Origin of the sequence: Mycobacterium sp. 852002-30065_SCH5024008 (genome assembly GCF_001665645.1) — a bacterium.
Taxonomy (GTDB): domain Bacteria; phylum Actinomycetota; class Actinomycetes; order Mycobacteriales; family Mycobacteriaceae; genus Mycobacterium; species Mycobacterium paraffinicum.
Genome location: NZ_LZSZ01000004.1, coordinates 18,939 through 33,383, shown reverse-complemented (window position 1 = coordinate 33,383; position 14,445 = coordinate 18,939). Strand labels below are relative to the sequence as shown.

Sequence of the window (14,445 nt, the reverse complement as noted above, 5' to 3'; positions counted from 1 at the left end):
CGAATCATTTGGTGGATGCGTTCGACGCTGGTACAAAGCGATGCCTGAGACACGAGGCATGAAGAGGCAATAGGGCAGGGGAAACGAATATGCCTACCGACTACGACGCTCCACGGCGCACCGAGACCGACGACGTCTCGGAAGACTCGCTGGAGGAGCTCAAAGCGCGGCGCAACGAGGCGGCTTCGGCCGTGGTGGACGTCGACGAATCCGAAACCGCTGAGTCTTTCGAGCTGCCCGGCGCCGATCTGTCCGGGGAAGAACTGTCAGTTCGCGTCATTCCGAAGCAGGCCGACGAATTCACCTGCTCGAGCTGTTTCCTGGTGCAACACCGCAGCCGGCTGGCCAGCGAGAAGAACGGCCTGATGATCTGTACCGACTGCGCGGCCTGACCGGGGTTCGGGATCAGCTGCGCAATGCCGACAGCACCCGCTCGGGGCGGCGACAACTCACCAGCCAGTACGGCGTCGGGTCGTCCGGGTCATCGAGGACGACCAGGATCATCGGCCCGATCCATGCCCGATGCAACACGTAAGCCGCCGGGTCGAGTTGGCGGCCCAGGGCCGCGGACTTGGCCGACGAGGCGACCGCGGCGGACCGGGCGATCACGGTGACCGGCAGGTGCGCCTCGCCGGCCCACAGTTCGACCCCGCCCGGGACGTTCGGGTCGGCGGTCACCCGGATCTCGACGCGGCCCAGCCACAACAGGGCGCCGGCCGCCACCGCGAAAAGCGTTGCGTACGGCAACCAGGAAGGCCGGGGGGCGACACCCATGTTGACTTCGAAGGCGATCAGCCCCGCCAGCCCGAAGGCCAGCGGCCACCACCACCATGGCACCCACAGTCGTTCGCGATATCGCACACTGTGCGGCGCGACGCGCGTATCGGACACGCAGTCAAGGGTAATCTGTGGCCCCGTGTCGACCAGTCTCGCCATCGTCCGTCTTGATCCCGAGCTTCCACTGCCCACGCGCGCTCACCAAGGCGACGCCGGGGTGGACCTCTACAGCGCGGAAGACCTCAAGCTGGAACCCGGGCGACGCGCCCTGGTCCGCACGGGCGTGGCCGTCGCGATCCCGTTCGGGATGGTCGGGTTGGTGCACCCGCGTTCGGGACTGGCGTCGCGCGTGGGGCTATCGATCGTCAACAGTCCGGGAACCATCGACGCGGGCTATCGCGGCGAGATCAAGGTTGCGCTGATCAACCTCGATCCCACCGAGCCCATCGTGGTGCACCGCGGCGACCGCATCGCCCAGCTGCTCGTGCAGCGGGTCGAGCTGCTAGAGCTGGTCGAGGTGTCGTCGTTCGACGAGGCCGGCCTGGCCGACACATCCCGTGGCGACGGTGGCCACGGTTCCTCCGGCGGACATGCGAGTTTGTGATGGCACTCAACAGACGTTCAAGCAACGACGACAGCGACGAGTCGGTGGACGCAGTCGCTGACCCGATCGACGACGAGTTCGACGAAGAACTCGAGGGCCCGTTCGATATCGACGATTTCGAGGACCCGTCGGTCGCGGAGCTGGCGCGCCTGGACCTGGGCTCGGTGCTCATTCCGATGCCGGAGGCGGGCCAGCTGCAGGTCGAACTGACCGAGACCGGCGTTCCGAGCGCCGTGTGGGTCGTCACGCCCAACGGCCGCTTCACCATCGCGGCCTACGCGGCACCGAAGACGGGCGGCCTGTGGCGGGAAGTGGCCAGTGAACTCGCCGATTCCCTGCGCAAGGACTCGGCCAAAGTCAGCATCAAGGACGGCCCCTGGGGCCGCGAGGTGGTCGGCTCCGCCTCCGGTGCGGTGCGCTTCATCGGGGTCGACGGCTACCGCTGGATGATCCGCTGCGTCATCAACGGCTCCCACGAGACCATGGAAGCCCTCGAGCAGGAGGCGCGAGCGGCGTTGGCGGACACCGTGGTTCGCCGCGGTGACACACCCCTTCCGGTGCGCACGCCGTTGACCGTGCAGCTGCCCGAGCCGATGGCGCAGCAATTGCGGGAGGCCGCGGCCGCCCAGCAGGCCCAGCAGGCCGAGGCGCAACAGGCCGCGGAGCAGGAGGGGTCCAACCAGCCGGCGGCGCGCCGCAGCGTCGACGGTTCGGCCATGCAGCAGCTGCGCACCACCACCGGCGGCTGAACCAATCCCGCTAGCTCAGCTCGGTGAGGGCGGCCAGGCACGCCGCGCCCAGCGCGGCGGGGTCCGAGCCGATCTGGTCGAGCGTCACGGTCCGCAGCGCGGCCCGCGGCGCGGCGGCAACCCACTCCACACCGACCTGGAGTGGATGGATGGGATCGTCGACGGCGGACGCCACAGCCAGTGGCACGCCCAGCCGGGCCAGCTCGGCGTGGTTGGGCGCCACGTGGCCGGCGGCTTCGTCCATGGCGTCGGGCAGTTGTGGCCACTGGGCGCGCCACGACCGCGCCAGCTCGTCGGCCAGCCACGGCGGGCTGGACGCCCGCATCTGGTTGGTCGTCGCCTCCAGTCCGTCAGCACGGAGCTGCGATGCCGTATGCCGCGCCGCGAGTGCCGCGGGCGCCGTTTCGGGTTCCCCGGCCCACGCTGGCAGCGCGGCCAGGACGGCGACCGCCCTGTCCGGGTGGGCCAGTGCCCAGGCGAGCGCCACCGCCGCGCCGATCGAGACGCCGCCGACGGCGATCGGGCGCGTGCGCGCGGCGGCATCCAAAGCGGACACGTAGCCGTCGATCAACCGATCCGGGTTGGGCCGCGGGGTCACCAGCACGGCGCCGGCCTCGCGCAGCGGGCCGGAAAAAGCCCGGCGAACGTAGTCGTCGTCGGACCCCGTGCCGGGCAGCAAGACGGTCGTGACACCCCGCAGATCGACAGTCATCCCCTGATATTGCCCCGGCGTTCATTTGTGCCCAACAGCGGCGTTTGAGTCGGTTGGCGCGCGGGAACCAACAGGTCTACGGTGTCCGTTGGCATAAATGGAAGCGCCAAGGCTTATCGGCATTGTCAGGAGGGGCCATGGGGGCCCAAGGATATCTGCGCCGGCTCACCCGCCGCTTGACGGAGGCTCCGGAGCAACGCGACTCGGAGGAGTTGTCCGACGAGGTCGCACTCACCGGCGCGCAACGAGTCATCGATTGCGAGCGTGGCCAAGAGGTCACCATGGTCGGCACGCTGCGCAGCGTGGAATGTAACGGCAAGGCCTGTCCGGGCGGTGTCCGCGCCGAGCTGTTCGACGGCAGCGACACCGTCACTTTGGTCTGGTTGGGCCAGCGCCGGATACCCGGCATCGACTCGGGCCGCAAGCTGCGCGTGCGGGGCCGGCTGGGCAAGCTGGAGAACGGCACCAAGGCCATCTACAACCCGCACTACGAAATTCAGCGGTGACTCGACCCGCCGATTGGGGGTCGAGTCCGGGACCGCATGAGTCGGGCTCGCCCGAACCCGCGACCGCCAGCCGCATCACACCGGAACGTCTGCTGGGGCAGGTGGGCGGCGTCAGCGGTGTCATCTATTCGTCGCTGCCCGTTGTGATCTTCGTCATTGCTTCGAGCGTGTCCGGTTTGCTCGTGGCGGTCGGGTCCGCGCTGGCCGTCGCCGCGCTGGTGTTGGTATGGCGGTTGATCCGCCGCGAATCCCCGCAACCGGCATTCTCCGGGTTCTTCGGCGTCGCCATCTGCGCGCTCATCGCCTACATCGTGGGGGAGTCGAAGGGCTACTTCCTGCTGGGCATCTGGATGTCGTTGGTGTGGGCGGTGGTGTTCGCCGCGTCGGTCGTCATCCGACGGCCTCTGGTCGGCTACGCGTGGAGCTGGGCCGGCGGGCGTGGTCGCGAATGGCGCGACGTGCCCCGGGCCGTCTACGCGTTCGACATCGCCTCGGTCTGCTGGGTGCTGGTGTTCGCCGCCCGGTTCGTCGTCCAGGGCCTGCTCTATGACGCCGACCAGACCGGTTGGCTGGCGGTTGCGCGGATCGCGATGGGGTGGCCACTGACCGTGGCGGCCGCGCTGGCGACATACGCGGCGATCAAAGCCGTGCAGCGTGCCCTGCCGGCGGTCGGTGACACCGGCGTCCAGATCGACGCCGACCCCGTCCGCGACTAGCTGTCGAGCGGCGGGCCGTCCGGCAGCAGGAGCTTGCGCAGGTCCTCTTCGACCTCCGCGACCGCGACGAAGAGCAGCTCGTCGCCGCCCTCCAGCGGCTCGTCCGCCTCGGGCACGATCACCCGCGGGCCGCGCAGGATCGTCACCAGCGAGGCGTCCCGGGGCAGTTGCAGGCGGCGCACCGGCTTGCCGCCCCAGGGCGTGTCGTCGGGCAGTGTGATCTCGACGAGGTTGGCCTGGCCGCGACGGAATTCCATGAGCCGCACCAGATCACCGACGGCGACGGCCTCTTCGATGAGCGACGCGAGCATGCGCGGCGTGGACACCGCCACATCCACGCCCCAGGCGTCGGTGAACAACCACTCGTTGCGGGGATCGTTGACCCGGGCCACGACCCGCGGCACCGCGAATTCGGTCTTGGCCAGCAAGCTGAGCACGACGTTGGCCTTGTCGTCGCCGGTCGCGGCCACCACCACGTCGAAGTCCTGCAGATGCACCGATTCCAGCAGGCTCAGCTCGCAGGCATCGCCGAGACGCCAGTGGGCGGCGGGGATGGCGTCGACGTCGACGTGATCGGGATTGCGCTCGATGAGCGTCACGTCGTGGCCGTTGCCGATGAGTTCGCGACTGACGGAGCGGCCGACGGCGCCGGCCCCGGCGACAGCTACCTTCATATCCGCCGTCTCCTTAACCGAGGTCTTCACTGGGTGGCATGGCCGCGATGGCGATAGCCTCGGCGGCGCGGCCGGAGATCGCGGCGACGTAGACCTGATCGCCGGCCTGGATGACCGTTTTCGGTTCCGGCAAGACGCCGGCACCGAACCGGATCAGAAACGCGACGCGGGCGCCGGTGGCCTGCTCGAGATCGGTCACCCGGTGCCCGATCCACTCCTCGTGCAGGACGACCTCGGCGACGGCCACGGTGCCGGTCGGGTCCCGCCATTTCGCGGTCTCGGTGTCGCGCAGCAGCGCGTTGAGCAGGCGGTCGGTGGTCCAGGGCACGGTGGCGATAGTCGGGATGCCGAGGCGTTCGTAGACCTCGGCGCGCTTGGCGTCGTAGATCCGGGCGACGACGCGCTTGACGCCGAAGGTCTCCCGGGCCAGCCGCGCCGAGATGATGTTCGAGTTATCCCCGGATGACACGGCGGCGAACGCGTCGGCCTCCTCGATGCCGGCCCGCAGCAGTACGTCCCGGTCAAACCCCTGCCCCAACACCCGCTCCCCGGCGTACTCGGGGCTGAGCCGGTTGAAGGCGGTGCTGTCGCGGTCGATGACCGCGACGTCGTGGCCGATCCGCGATAACCCGTCGGCCACTGAGGAACCGACGCGGCCGCAGCCCATCACCACTACTCGCACTTTCCGATCCTCTCGGCTGCGTCCTGCCCCCCGATCGGCAACCCACGTCGGCCAGCCGATTTCGGGTCGGCAAACATTCTCGCCTACGAAGCTACCGCCAAACCCTTGTGGGCTTACTCTTGGCTCTCGTGTCCAAACTTTCAACCGCAGCGCGTCGGTTGCTAATTGGCCGGCCGTTTCGCAGCGACCGGCTGAGTCACACCCTGCTGCCCAAGCGGATCGCCTTGCCGGTGTTCGCCTCCGACGCTTTGTCGTCGGTGGCGTACGCACCCGAAGAGGTCTTCCTGATGCTCTCGGTGGCCGGCCTGTCCGCGTACGCGTTGACGCCCTGGATCGGGCTGGCCGTGGCCGCGGTGATGCTGGTCGTGGTGGCCAGCTACCGGCAGAACGTGCACGCCTACCCGTCGGGCGGGGGCGACTTCGAGGTGGTCACCACCAACCTCGGTGACACCGCCGGCCTGGTGGTCGCCAGCGCCCTGATGGTGGATTACGTTCTCACCGTTGCCGTTTCAACGGCGTCGGCGATGTCTAACATCGGCTCCGCAATCCCGCTGGTGGCCCAGCACAAGGTGTGGTTCTGCGTGGCGGCCATCCTGCTGGTGATGGCGTTGAACCTGCGCGGAATCCGGGAGTCCGGGGTCGCGTTCGCCATTCCGACCTATGCGTTCATCGTCGGCGTCTTCATCATGATCGGCTGGGGCCTGTTCCGGATCTTCGTGCTGGGCAACCCGCTGCGTGCGGAGTCGGCCGGCTTCCAGATGCACGCCGAGCACGGCCAGGTCGTGGGCTTCGCGCTGGCATTCCTGGTGGCGAGGTCCTTCTCCTCGGGCTGCGCGGCGCTGACCGGTGTGGAGGCCATCAGCAACGGCGTTCCGGCTTTCGAGAAGCCCAAGTCACGCAACGCGGCGACGACGCTGCTGATGCTGGGGGGGATCGCGGTGGCCCTGCTGATGGGCATCATCGTGTTGGCCCAGCAGATCCGCGTTCAGCTGGTCGAGGATCCCGCCACGCAACTGGCCGGCGCCCCGCCGGGCTACTACCAGAAGACCCTGGTCACCCAACTGGCGGAAACGGTGTTCGGCAGCTTCCACATCGGCTTCCTGCTGATCGCCACGGTGACCGCGCTCATCCTGGTGCTGGCGGCCAACACCGCGTTCAACGGGTTCCCGGTGCTCGGCTCGGTGCTGGCGCAGCACAGTTACCTGCCGCGCCAGCTGCACACCCGCGGGGACCGGTTGGCGTTCTCCAACGGGATCCTGTTCCTGTCCGGGGCGGCGCTGCTGGCGATCATCGCGTTCCGCGCCGAGGTCACCGCCCTGATCCAGCTGTACATCGTCGGGGTGTTCATTTCGTTCACCCTGAGCCAGATCGGGATGGTGCGGCACTGGACTCGATTGCTGCGCACCGAGACCGACCCGCGTGCGCGGCGCAAGATGGTGCGCTCCCGGGTCGTCAATACGGTCGGATTGCTCTCCACCGGCGCGGTTTTGTTGGTCGTCCTGGTGACGAAGTTCGTCGCCGGCGCATGGATCGCGCTTTTCGCCATGGGTTTGCTGTTCGGAATGATGAAGATGATCCACCGGCACTACGGCACCGTCACCCGGGAACTGGAGGAGCAGGCCGCCGCCCAGCACGACGTGGTGTTGCCCAGCCGCAATCACGCTCTGGTGCTGGTGTCCAAACTGCATCTGCCCACGCTGCGCGCGCTGGCCTACGCCCGAGCGACCCGCCCCGATGCGCTCGAGGCGCTCACCGTCAGCGTGGACGACGGGGAAACCCGCGAGTTGGTGCACCAGTGGGAGGAAAGCGACATCAGTGTGCCGCTGAAGGTCATCGCCTCGCCGTACCGCGAAATCACCCGCCCCATACTGGATTACGTCAAGCGGGTCAGCAAGGAATCGCCGCGCACCGTGGTCACCGTCTTCATTCCCGAGTACGTGGTGGGCCGTTGGTGGGAGCAGGCGCTGCACAACCAAAGCGCGCTGCGGCTCAAGGGCCGGTTGTTGTTCATGCCGAACGTCATGGTGACTTCTGTTCCGTGGCAACTGACTTCGTCGGAACGGCTGCAGACGCTGCAGCACCACGTGGCCCCGGGGGACACTCGTCGGGGAATCTTCGATTGACCCCCGAATCCCCCCGCGCACCCGGCGCGGTGCTGCCGCCGCACGAGGAGCTCACATTGGTCACCGGCGCCCCGGCCAACGGCGGCAGCTGCGTGGCGCACCACGAGGGGCGTGTGGTGTTCGTCCGCTACGCGTTACCGGGTGAGCGGGTGCGGGTCCGGGTCACCGCCGACCGCGGATCTTATTGGCACGCCGAGGTTGTCGAGGTGCTCGAGCCGTCGGCCGACCGCGTCGAGTCGCTTTGCCCCATCGCCGGGGTGGACGGTGCCGGGTGCTGCGACTTGGCGTTCGCCGCCCCGGAGGCGGCCCGCGCGATCAAGGCGCAAGTGGTGGCCAATCAGCTGGAGCGGCTGGGCGGACACCGCTGGAACGGCGAGGCGGAACCGCTGTCGGACTCCGGGCCGACGGGTTGGCGCACCCGGGTCCGGCTCGACGTGGGCGCCGACCGCCGCGCCGGGTTTCACCGGTATCACAGCGACGAGCTGGTGACTGACCTGCGCTGCGCGCAGTTGCCGGCCGGCATGCTCGACGGGATCGCCGAATCCGAATGGCCGCCGACCGCCCAGCTGCACGTAGTCGTGGACGACGACGGTGCGCGCCACGTGGTGCGCACGCTGCGGCAGGGCAGGAAGACCGCGACCAAGGTCGTCGAGGGCAGCTACGAGGCGGTGCAGCGGGTCGACGCCCGCAGCTGGCAGATCCCGGTGACGGCCTTCTGGCAGGCGCACCGCGGCGCGGCGACGGTGTACAGCCGCCTGGTCGCCGACTGGGCGCAGCCCGGCACCGGCACGACCGCCTGGGATCTGTACGGCGGCGCCGGCGTTTTCGCCGCGGCGCTCGGCGCCGCGGTCGGGGAGACCGGTCGGGTGCTGAGCGTGGACACCTCGCGCGCGGCCACGCGCGCCGCCCGGGCCGCACTGGGCGACCTGCCGCAGGTGCAGGTCGTCACCGACTCGGTGCGGCGGGTGCTCAACGCGCAACGATCCGGCGCCGATGTGGCGGTGCTGGATCCGCCACGCGCGGGGGCCGGGCGCGAAATCGTCGATCTGCTGGCCGCCGCCGGTGTCCCGCGGATAGTGCACATCGGTTGCGAGGCCGCATCTTTCGCCCGCGATATCGGGCTCTACCTCGGCCACAGCTATGCCGTCGAGAAGATCAAGGTGTTCGACGCGTTCCCGCTGACCCATCACACCGAATGCGTCGCGCTGCTGACGCGCGCTTAGGGGCGCCGCCAGAGCCGACGAGACACGAGTAATCGCAATGACTCTGCGGGTGGGGTGCCCCGAAAGCGGCTAGACTCCATCGCGGTGTGCCGGGAAGTCTGGTCGGCGATGTCCTCGATGTCCCTGTCGACCAACCGAAAGGCACGAGTGCCTACCGACAAATCGCCGTCGCGTCTCCGGGTGCCGCGATCGTGAACGATGGTCTTCGGTTCGCGCTCATCATCTTGTTCTCCAGTGCGGTCGGGCTGGTCGCTGTCTTGGCGAACCGTCTGACGGAGCGGGTCAAGGTCCCCGTTCCACTGCTCGTGCTCGTCGGAACGGCAGCGGTGGTGCACTCCGTGCCCGCGGTGCAACCACCGTCCGAGCGGATCGTGCAACAGGTAATCACCATCGCGCTGGTGCTGGTGCTGTTCGACGGCGGAATGCATATCGGGCCTTCTCGTTTCCGCGCGGCGGTGGCTCCTATCCTGTCGGTCGGCGTCGTGGGCACCGCCCTCACCGCCGCCGGTGCCGCCTTGGTGCTGCACTACGCAGGCGGAGTGAGCTGGTTCCCCGCGGTGCTCGTCGCAACCGCCATAGCTCCCACCGATCCGGCCGTGGTGTTCTCTGTCCTGGGCAAACGCGAGATCAGAGGCCGCAGCAGCACCATCTTGGAGGGCGAGTCCGGCGCCAACGATCCGGTGGGCATCTCGTTGATGTCCAGCCTGATCGCCGCCGGCGGCCTCAGCGCAGCCGGATTCGCCGCCGTCGGAACTCAATTCGCTCTGCAGATGGCGATCGGCCTGGCCGTCGGGGTGATCGGCGGCCGCGCCTTGCTCGTCTTCATGCGCCGCGTGGCGCTGCCGAGCGAAGGCCTCTACCCGTTACGAACGCTGGCATCCATCCTGATGCTGTACGGCATCGCCACGCTTGCACACGGATCGGGATTTCTGGCGGTATTCGTCGCCGGCATCGTGATCGGCGACGCGCGCGCGCCCTACAAGCCGGAGATCAAGCGATTCCACGCCGCCCTGGCCGGTCTAGCCGAAATCGTCGCTTTCGCCGTGCTGGGTTTGACCGTCGACCTCGGCGTCCTTACCCACCCCGACGTGTGGATTCCCGGGATCGTCCTCGGAATTGCCCTGACGGCGCTGATCCGCCCGCTGGCCGTGAGCGCATGCCTGGTTGGCGTGCACCTGAAGCGAAACGAACGCGTCTTCATCCTGTTCGCCGGCCTCAAAGGGGCGGTGCCGATTCTGCTCGGCGAGTTGCTGCGCGCCGCACACATTCCCAACGCCGAACGCCTCTACGGCATCGTGGTCGTCGTCGTGATCTTCTCGGTTCTGGTGCAAGGCAGCTCGGTGCCCGGCGTCGCAAAACTGTTGGAACTGCCCATGCGCACCGTGGAGACCCAGCCATGGGAGATAGGTGTGCGGCTCGCGGACGAACCGGAGGGGGTCCATCGATTCAGCGTTGCCCCGGGCTCTGCCGCCGAGGGGTGCACGGTGGAGGGGCTCAGTGACCGTGTCGGCGACATCTGGGTGAGCATCGTGGTCCGCACCACCGGCCTGGTGCCGGTGCGGGGCGACACCGAGCTTCAGGCCGGTGACGAGGTCGTCGTCCTCGCGGATCCCGAACTTCGCGACACCCTGGCCGAGCTCTTCAGACCCTCGTAGGCCTGCTGCCTCCGGCCCCCTGCTGTTCCTTCCGACGCTGCGTAGACTATCGGGATGCTGGAACAGATCCGCGGGCCCGCTGATCTGCAACACTTGTCCCAACAGCAGCTGCGCGAACTGGCCGCCGAGATTCGCGAGTTCCTGATCCACAAGGTCGCTGCGACCGGGGGACACCTCGGGCCCAACCTCGGCGTCGTCGAACTGACGCTGGCGCTGCATCGGGTATTCGACTCGCCGCATGATCCGATCGTCTTCGACACCGGTCACCAGGCATACGTCCACAAGATGCTGACCGGGCGCTCGCAGGACTTCGAGAGCCTGCGCAAAAAGGGTGGGCTGTCGGGCTATCCGTCGCGCGCGGAGAGCGAACACGACTGGGTCGAGTCCAGCCACGCCAGCGCGGCGTTGTCGTACGCCGACGGCCTGGCCAAGGCGTTCGAGCTGACCGGCCACCGCAACCGGCACGTGGTCGCCGTGGTCGGCGACGGCGCGCTCACCGGCGGCATGTGCTGGGAGGCGCTGAACAACATCGCGGCGTCGAAGCGGCCGGTGATCATCGTGGTGAACGACAACGGCCGCAGTTACGCGCCGACGATCGGCGGCGTCGCCGACCATCTGGCCACCCTGCGACTGCAGCCGGCCTACGAGCACGCCCTGGAGAAGGGCCGCGACGCGGTGCGCTCGCTGCCGCTGCTCGGCGAGCTCGCCTACCGGTTCATGCACAGCGTCAAGGCCGGCATCAAGGACTCCCTGTCCCCGCAGCTGCTGTTCACCGACCTGGGGCTGAAGTACGTGGGACCGGTCGATGGCCACGACGAACGCGCGGTGGAGATGGCGCTGCGCCACGCGCGAGGCTTCGGCCGGCCGGTGATCGTGCACGTCGTCACCCGTAAGGGCATGGGTTTCGGTCCGGCGGAGGACGACGAGGCCGAGCAGATGCATTCCTGCGGTGTCATCGATCCGGTCACCGGGCAGGCCACCAAGGTCGCCGGTCCCGGTTGGACCGCCACCTTCTCCGACGCGCTGATCGGCTACGCCAGGAAGCGCCGCGACATCGTGGCCATCACCGCGGCGATGCCCGGCCCGACCGGGCTGAGCGCCTTCGGGCAACAGTTCCCGGATCGCCTGTTCGACGTCGGCATCGCCGAGCAGCACGCGCTGACGTCGGCGGCCGGCCTGGCGATGGGCGGCATGCACCCGGTGGTGGCCATCTATTCGACCTTCCTCAACCGGGCCTTCGACCAGATCATGATGGACGTGGCGCTGCACAAGCTGCCCGTCACCATGGTGCTCGACCGGGCCGGGATCACGGGTTCGGATGGCGCCAGCCACAACGGCATGTGGGACATGTCGATGCTGGGCATCGTGCCCGGCATGCGGGTGGCCGCGCCCCGCGACGCCACCCGGTTGCGCGAGGAACTCGGCGAGGCGCTTGAGGTCAACGACGGACCGACGGCGCTCCGGTTTCCCAAAGGCGATGTGGGCGAAGACATTCCGGCCCTCGAGCGGCGCGCGGGTGTCGACGTGCTCGCCGTCCCGGCCGCCGGGCTGAACCACGACGTGCTGCTGGTGGGCGTGGGCGCGTTCGTCCCGATGGCGCTCGAGGCCGCCAAGCGGCTACACAACCAGGGGATCGGCGTGACGGTGATCGACCCGCGTTGGGTGCTGCCGGTGTCCGAGGGAGTGATCGAGCTCGCCGCGCAGCACAAGCTGGTCGTCACGTGCGAGGACAACGGCGTCAACGGCGGCGTGGGGTCGGCGGTGTCGGCGGCCCTGCGGCGCGCGGAGATCGACGTGCCGTGCCGCGACGTCGGCCTGCCGCAGCGGTTCTACGAGCACGCCTCGCGGGGAGAGCTGCTGGCCGACCTGGGGCTGACGGACCAGGACGTGGCCCGCCGCATCACCGGGTGGGTCGCCGCGCTGGGTAACGCCGTCACCGAAGCGGAGATCCGCGAGCACCTCGACTAAGTGGCGATCGCGAGCGCTGCGGAGCCGGGCGAAGCGGGTCGCCACCGTCGGGGCTAGTCGCGGTCCTCTTCGGGCGGTTGCAGCGCCCGGGCCAGAACGGGATCCACCAATTCGCGCTGCCACTGCCGGGCCTGCCCGGCGCGTAGAAACGTCTCGACGGCGTCGAAAGGGTCGGGGGCGGGCTCCCAGTCCCAGCACAGCCGTCGCACCAGGTCGGGCGAGACCAAGTTCTCGGTCGGGACGTGCACCCGCTCGGACACCTCCGACAGCGCCGCCCGCGCCGCCTCCAGTCGTGCCGCCGCCTCCGGTTTGCGCCTGCTCCACCGCGCCGCCGGCGGAGGACCGTTCGGCGGTTCGGCATCGACGGGCGGGTTCTTGGTTTGCCGGGCAGCCTCCAGCGCCCCCAACCACGTGGCGGCGCTGCGACGTTGATTGCGCCCACCGAACACCGGCAAGGCGGTGAGGTCCTCGAGGGTCTTCGGGTCGGCGATGGCGGCCTCGATGATGGCCGAGTCCGGCAGGATGCGTCGCGGCGCGATGTCGCGGCGCTCGGCGATGCGGTCGCGCGTCAACCACAGCTCGCGGACCGCGGCCAGGCCGCGCTGGTCGCGTACCCGATGGATTCCCGACGTCCGCCGCCACCGGTCCCGCCGCGTCGCCGCGCTGGGCTCCCTGGCGCCCGCCACCCGTAGGTAGTCGAATTCCTCTGTGGCCCAACCGGTTTTGCCTTGCTCGGCCAGCACGTCGGCGATCGCGGCCCGCAGCTCGATGAGCAGTTCCACGTCCAGCGCCGCGTAATTGAGCCATTCATCGGGCAGCGGGCGTTTGGACCAATCGGCCGCCCCGTGCCCCTTGGCCAACCCGGAACCGAGCAGCCGCTCCACCATGGTTGCCAGGTTCACCCGTTCGAACCCGGCCAGCCGCCCGGCGAGCTCGGTGTCGTACAACGCGGATGGCCGCAAGCCGACTTCCGCGAGGCAGGGCAGGTCCTGGTCGGCCGAATGCAGGATCCATTCGTCTTCGCTGAGCACCTCGGCGACGGGCCGCAGCGCCTCGAGCGGGTCGGCGCCGTGGCTGACGGGGTCGATGAGGACGGTGCCTGCGCCGGCCCGCCGGATCTGAATCAGGTAGGCGCGGTTGGAGTACCGGAAACCGGAGGCGCGCTCGGCGTCGACCGCAAACGGTCCGCGACCACGGTCCAGGAGCTCCGCCGCCTCCTGGATCTGGCGGGCGGTCACCGAGAGGTCCGGAATCCCTTCGGCCGGGTGCAGCAGGGGCGTGGGCGCGGGTTCGGTGTCGTCGGGCGCCGTGCTGCCGGCCCCGTGGGCCGCCGGTTCGCACATGTCAGGCGCGTGACCGCGAACTCAGATCGGTGACGCCCGTCGGCGGGAGACCCGCCGCGTGTTCCAGTACCTCGCAGAAGGCCTCGACATGGGCGCCGACTTGGGGCGTGGTCGCCGTCCACGACGCCCGCAGCTCCAACTGGTGGGCACGCGGCGGCCCCGAAATGTCGCCGTAGCGCACCGAGGTGGTGGCGGTGACCGTGCCGCCGAGGGCGGTGACCTGCTCCATCCGGGACTCCAGCGCGTCGACCAGCCAACTCCACGCCACCTCCGGCAGCAGGGGGTCGACGGCCTCGCTGGGATCGAGGTCGGCCTGGATGTAGGCGACCAGGCGGATGGTGCCGTCCCACGCGTCGGCGCCTTCCGGGTCGTACAGCAGGATCAGGCGGCCGAAGGCGTCGCCGTCGGATCGCTCGGGGACGATTTCGCGGTCGGGATGCTTGACCTCGGCCCCCAGCGCGTAGCTGTAGGGCGCCAGGCGTTGCGGCGGGCGGATGGGGCCTAGCTCGATTTCCGGTCGGACGGTGACGCCGTTCATCGCCGCTACCGCCTCGCGGAATGGCTCCGGTTCAGCTGAGGTCACTTGGCGCCGCTCCTGTTCATCCGGGCCACTCTGCGTCGTCGCGGCCCGGGTCATTTGCGCCGCTCCTCCGCATCGCTGCCGTCCCCCGCAAGCGGGAGGTGCCCCCACTGCGTCGTCGCGGCGCGGGTCA

General features: G+C 69.1%; 15 protein-coding genes and 1 pseudogene. 9 read left to right on the top strand and 7 right to left on the bottom strand.

Annotated elements, in window-relative coordinates; genetic code table 11:
• Positions 1 to 89: 89 nt before the first annotated feature.
• On the top strand, positions 90 to 392 hold the full coding sequence (locus tag A5781_RS00230; RefSeq protein ID WP_007171590.1) for a DUF4193 domain-containing protein: 303 nt from the start codon (positions 90 to 92) through the stop codon (positions 390 to 392).
• Positions 393 to 405: 13 nt separating this feature from the next.
• On the opposite strand, the gene A5781_RS00225 is transcribed toward A5781_RS00230, so the two are convergent.
• Entirely contained in the window at positions 406 to 891 is a 486-nt protein-coding gene (locus tag A5781_RS00225) for a DUF3093 domain-containing protein (RefSeq protein WP_067199274.1), read from the bottom strand.
• A gap of 25 nt (positions 892 to 916) precedes the next feature.
• Between A5781_RS00225 and dut the strand changes: the two genes are divergently transcribed.
• Both dut and A5781_RS00215 read left to right on the top strand, forming a co-directional pair.
• Positions 917 to 1,381 carry a dUTP diphosphatase gene (dut, locus tag A5781_RS00220; RefSeq protein WP_067199272.1) on the top strand — a complete coding sequence of 155 codons (465 nt, stop codon included), beginning with the start codon at positions 917 to 919 and terminating at the stop codon, positions 1,379 to 1,381.
• The gene (locus A5781_RS00215; RefSeq protein ID WP_067199270.1) at positions 1,378 to 2,130 is read left to right on the top strand and encodes a DUF3710 domain-containing protein; all 753 of its coding nucleotides are present in this window, start codon (positions 1,378 to 1,380) and stop codon (positions 2,128 to 2,130) included. Before dut ends, A5781_RS00215 begins: the two co-directional genes overlap by 4 nt.
• Positions 2,131 to 2,140: 10 nt before the next feature.
• On the opposite strand, the gene A5781_RS00210 is transcribed toward A5781_RS00215, so the two are convergent.
• Positions 2,141 to 2,842, bottom strand: a complete 702-nt coding sequence (locus tag A5781_RS00210) for an alpha/beta fold hydrolase (RefSeq protein ID WP_067199268.1) — start codon at positions 2,840 to 2,842, stop codon at positions 2,141 to 2,143.
• A 137-nt stretch (positions 2,843 to 2,979) separates the two neighbouring features.
• Between A5781_RS00210 and A5781_RS00205 the strand changes: the two genes are divergently transcribed.
• Positions 2,980 to 3,348 carry an OB-fold nucleic acid binding domain-containing protein gene (locus A5781_RS00205; RefSeq protein WP_067199265.1) on the top strand — a complete coding sequence of 123 codons (369 nt, stop codon included), beginning with the start codon at positions 2,980 to 2,982 and terminating at the stop codon, positions 3,346 to 3,348.
• Positions 3,349 to 3,422: 74 nt separating this feature from the next.
• Positions 3,423 to 4,064, top strand: coding sequence for a DUF3159 domain-containing protein (locus A5781_RS00200; RefSeq protein ID WP_067199633.1), 642 nt, complete (start codon positions 3,423 to 3,425; stop codon positions 4,062 to 4,064).
• On the opposite strand, the gene A5781_RS00195 is transcribed toward A5781_RS00200, so the two are convergent.
• Positions 4,061 to 4,738, bottom strand: coding sequence for a TrkA family potassium uptake protein (locus A5781_RS00195; RefSeq protein WP_067199263.1), 678 nt, complete (start codon positions 4,736 to 4,738; stop codon positions 4,061 to 4,063). The two genes, A5781_RS00200 and A5781_RS00195, sit on opposite strands and share 4 nt — an antisense overlap.
• A 13-nt stretch (positions 4,739 to 4,751) precedes the next feature.
• The gene (locus A5781_RS00190) at positions 4,752 to 5,420 is read right to left on the bottom strand and encodes a TrkA family potassium uptake protein (RefSeq protein ID WP_156622740.1); all 669 of its coding nucleotides are present in this window, start codon (positions 5,418 to 5,420) and stop codon (positions 4,752 to 4,754) included.
• Between the two features lie 128 nt (positions 5,421 to 5,548).
• Here A5781_RS00190 and A5781_RS00185 point away from each other — a divergent pair, with 128 nt between their 5' ends.
• The 4 genes from A5781_RS00185 to dxs all read left to right on the top strand — a co-directional run bounded on the left by A5781_RS00185 (position 5,549) and on the right by dxs (position 12,389).
• On the top strand, positions 5,549 to 7,543 hold the full coding sequence (locus tag A5781_RS00185; RefSeq protein WP_067199256.1) for an APC family permease: 1,995 nt from the start codon (positions 5,549 to 5,551) through the stop codon (positions 7,541 to 7,543).
• A gap of 29 nt (positions 7,544 to 7,572) precedes the next feature.
• Positions 7,573 to 8,766 carry a class I SAM-dependent RNA methyltransferase gene (locus A5781_RS00180; protein WP_067199252.1) on the top strand — a complete coding sequence of 398 codons (1,194 nt, stop codon included), beginning with the start codon at positions 7,573 to 7,575 and terminating at the stop codon, positions 8,764 to 8,766.
• 191 nt (positions 8,767 to 8,957) lie between these two features.
• Positions 8,958 to 10,421 (top strand): cation:proton antiporter, encoded by a 1,464-nt coding sequence (locus tag A5781_RS00175; protein ID WP_082939162.1) that lies wholly within the window; start codon positions 8,958 to 8,960, stop codon positions 10,419 to 10,421.
• Positions 10,422 to 10,475: 54 nt separating this feature from the next.
• Positions 10,476 to 12,389 carry a 1-deoxy-D-xylulose-5-phosphate synthase gene (dxs, locus tag A5781_RS00170; protein ID WP_067199249.1) on the top strand — a complete coding sequence of 638 codons (1,914 nt, stop codon included), beginning with the start codon at positions 10,476 to 10,478 and terminating at the stop codon, positions 12,387 to 12,389.
• A 53-nt stretch (positions 12,390 to 12,442) separates the two neighbouring features.
• Here the strand turns inward: dxs and A5781_RS00165 are convergent, their stop codons facing one another.
• The 3 genes and pseudogenes from A5781_RS00165 to A5781_RS26490 form a co-directional block, all read right to left on the bottom strand.
• Complete coding sequence (locus A5781_RS00165) at positions 12,443 to 13,732, bottom strand: ribonuclease D (RefSeq protein ID WP_067199246.1); 1,290 nt, start codon at positions 13,730 to 13,732, stop codon at positions 12,443 to 12,445.
• A gap of 1 nt (position 13,733) precedes the next feature.
• Positions 13,734 to 14,369 carry a DUF3000 domain-containing protein gene (locus A5781_RS00160; RefSeq protein WP_067199242.1) on the bottom strand — a complete coding sequence of 212 codons (636 nt, stop codon included), beginning with the start codon at positions 14,367 to 14,369 and terminating at the stop codon, positions 13,734 to 13,736.
• A pseudogene (locus A5781_RS26490) lies at positions 14,366 to 14,444 on the bottom strand (hypothetical protein); the annotation flags it as partial. The gene A5781_RS00160 and the pseudogene A5781_RS26490, both read right to left, overlap by 4 nt.
• Position 14,445: the final 1 nt, after the last annotated feature.

What these genes read in the sequence shown, in the direction of transcription:
- A5781_RS00230 (WP_007171590.1), top strand. Translation starts at nt 90, where the DNA reads ATGCCTACCGACTACGACGCTCCACGGCGCACCGAGACCGACGACGTC.
- A5781_RS00210 (WP_067199268.1), bottom strand. Translation starts at nt 2,842, where the DNA reads ATGACTGTCGATCTGCGGGGTGTCACGACCGTCTTGCTGCCCGGCACG.
- A5781_RS00205 (WP_067199265.1), top strand. Translation starts at nt 2,980, where the DNA reads ATGGGGGCCCAAGGATATCTGCGCCGGCTCACCCGCCGCTTGACGGAG.
- A5781_RS00195 (WP_067199263.1), bottom strand. Translation starts at nt 4,738, where the DNA reads ATGAAGGTAGCTGTCGCCGGGGCCGGCGCCGTCGGCCGCTCCGTCAGT.
- dxs (WP_067199249.1), top strand. Translation starts at nt 10,476, where the DNA reads ATGCTGGAACAGATCCGCGGGCCCGCTGATCTGCAACACTTGTCCCAA.
- A5781_RS00165 (WP_067199246.1), bottom strand. Translation starts at nt 13,732, where the DNA reads ATGTGCGAACCGGCGGCCCACGGGGCCGGCAGCACGGCGCCCGACGAC.
- A5781_RS00160 (WP_067199242.1), bottom strand. Translation starts at nt 14,369, where the DNA reads ATGACCCGGGCCGCGACGACGCAGAGTGGCCCGGATGAACAGGAGCGG.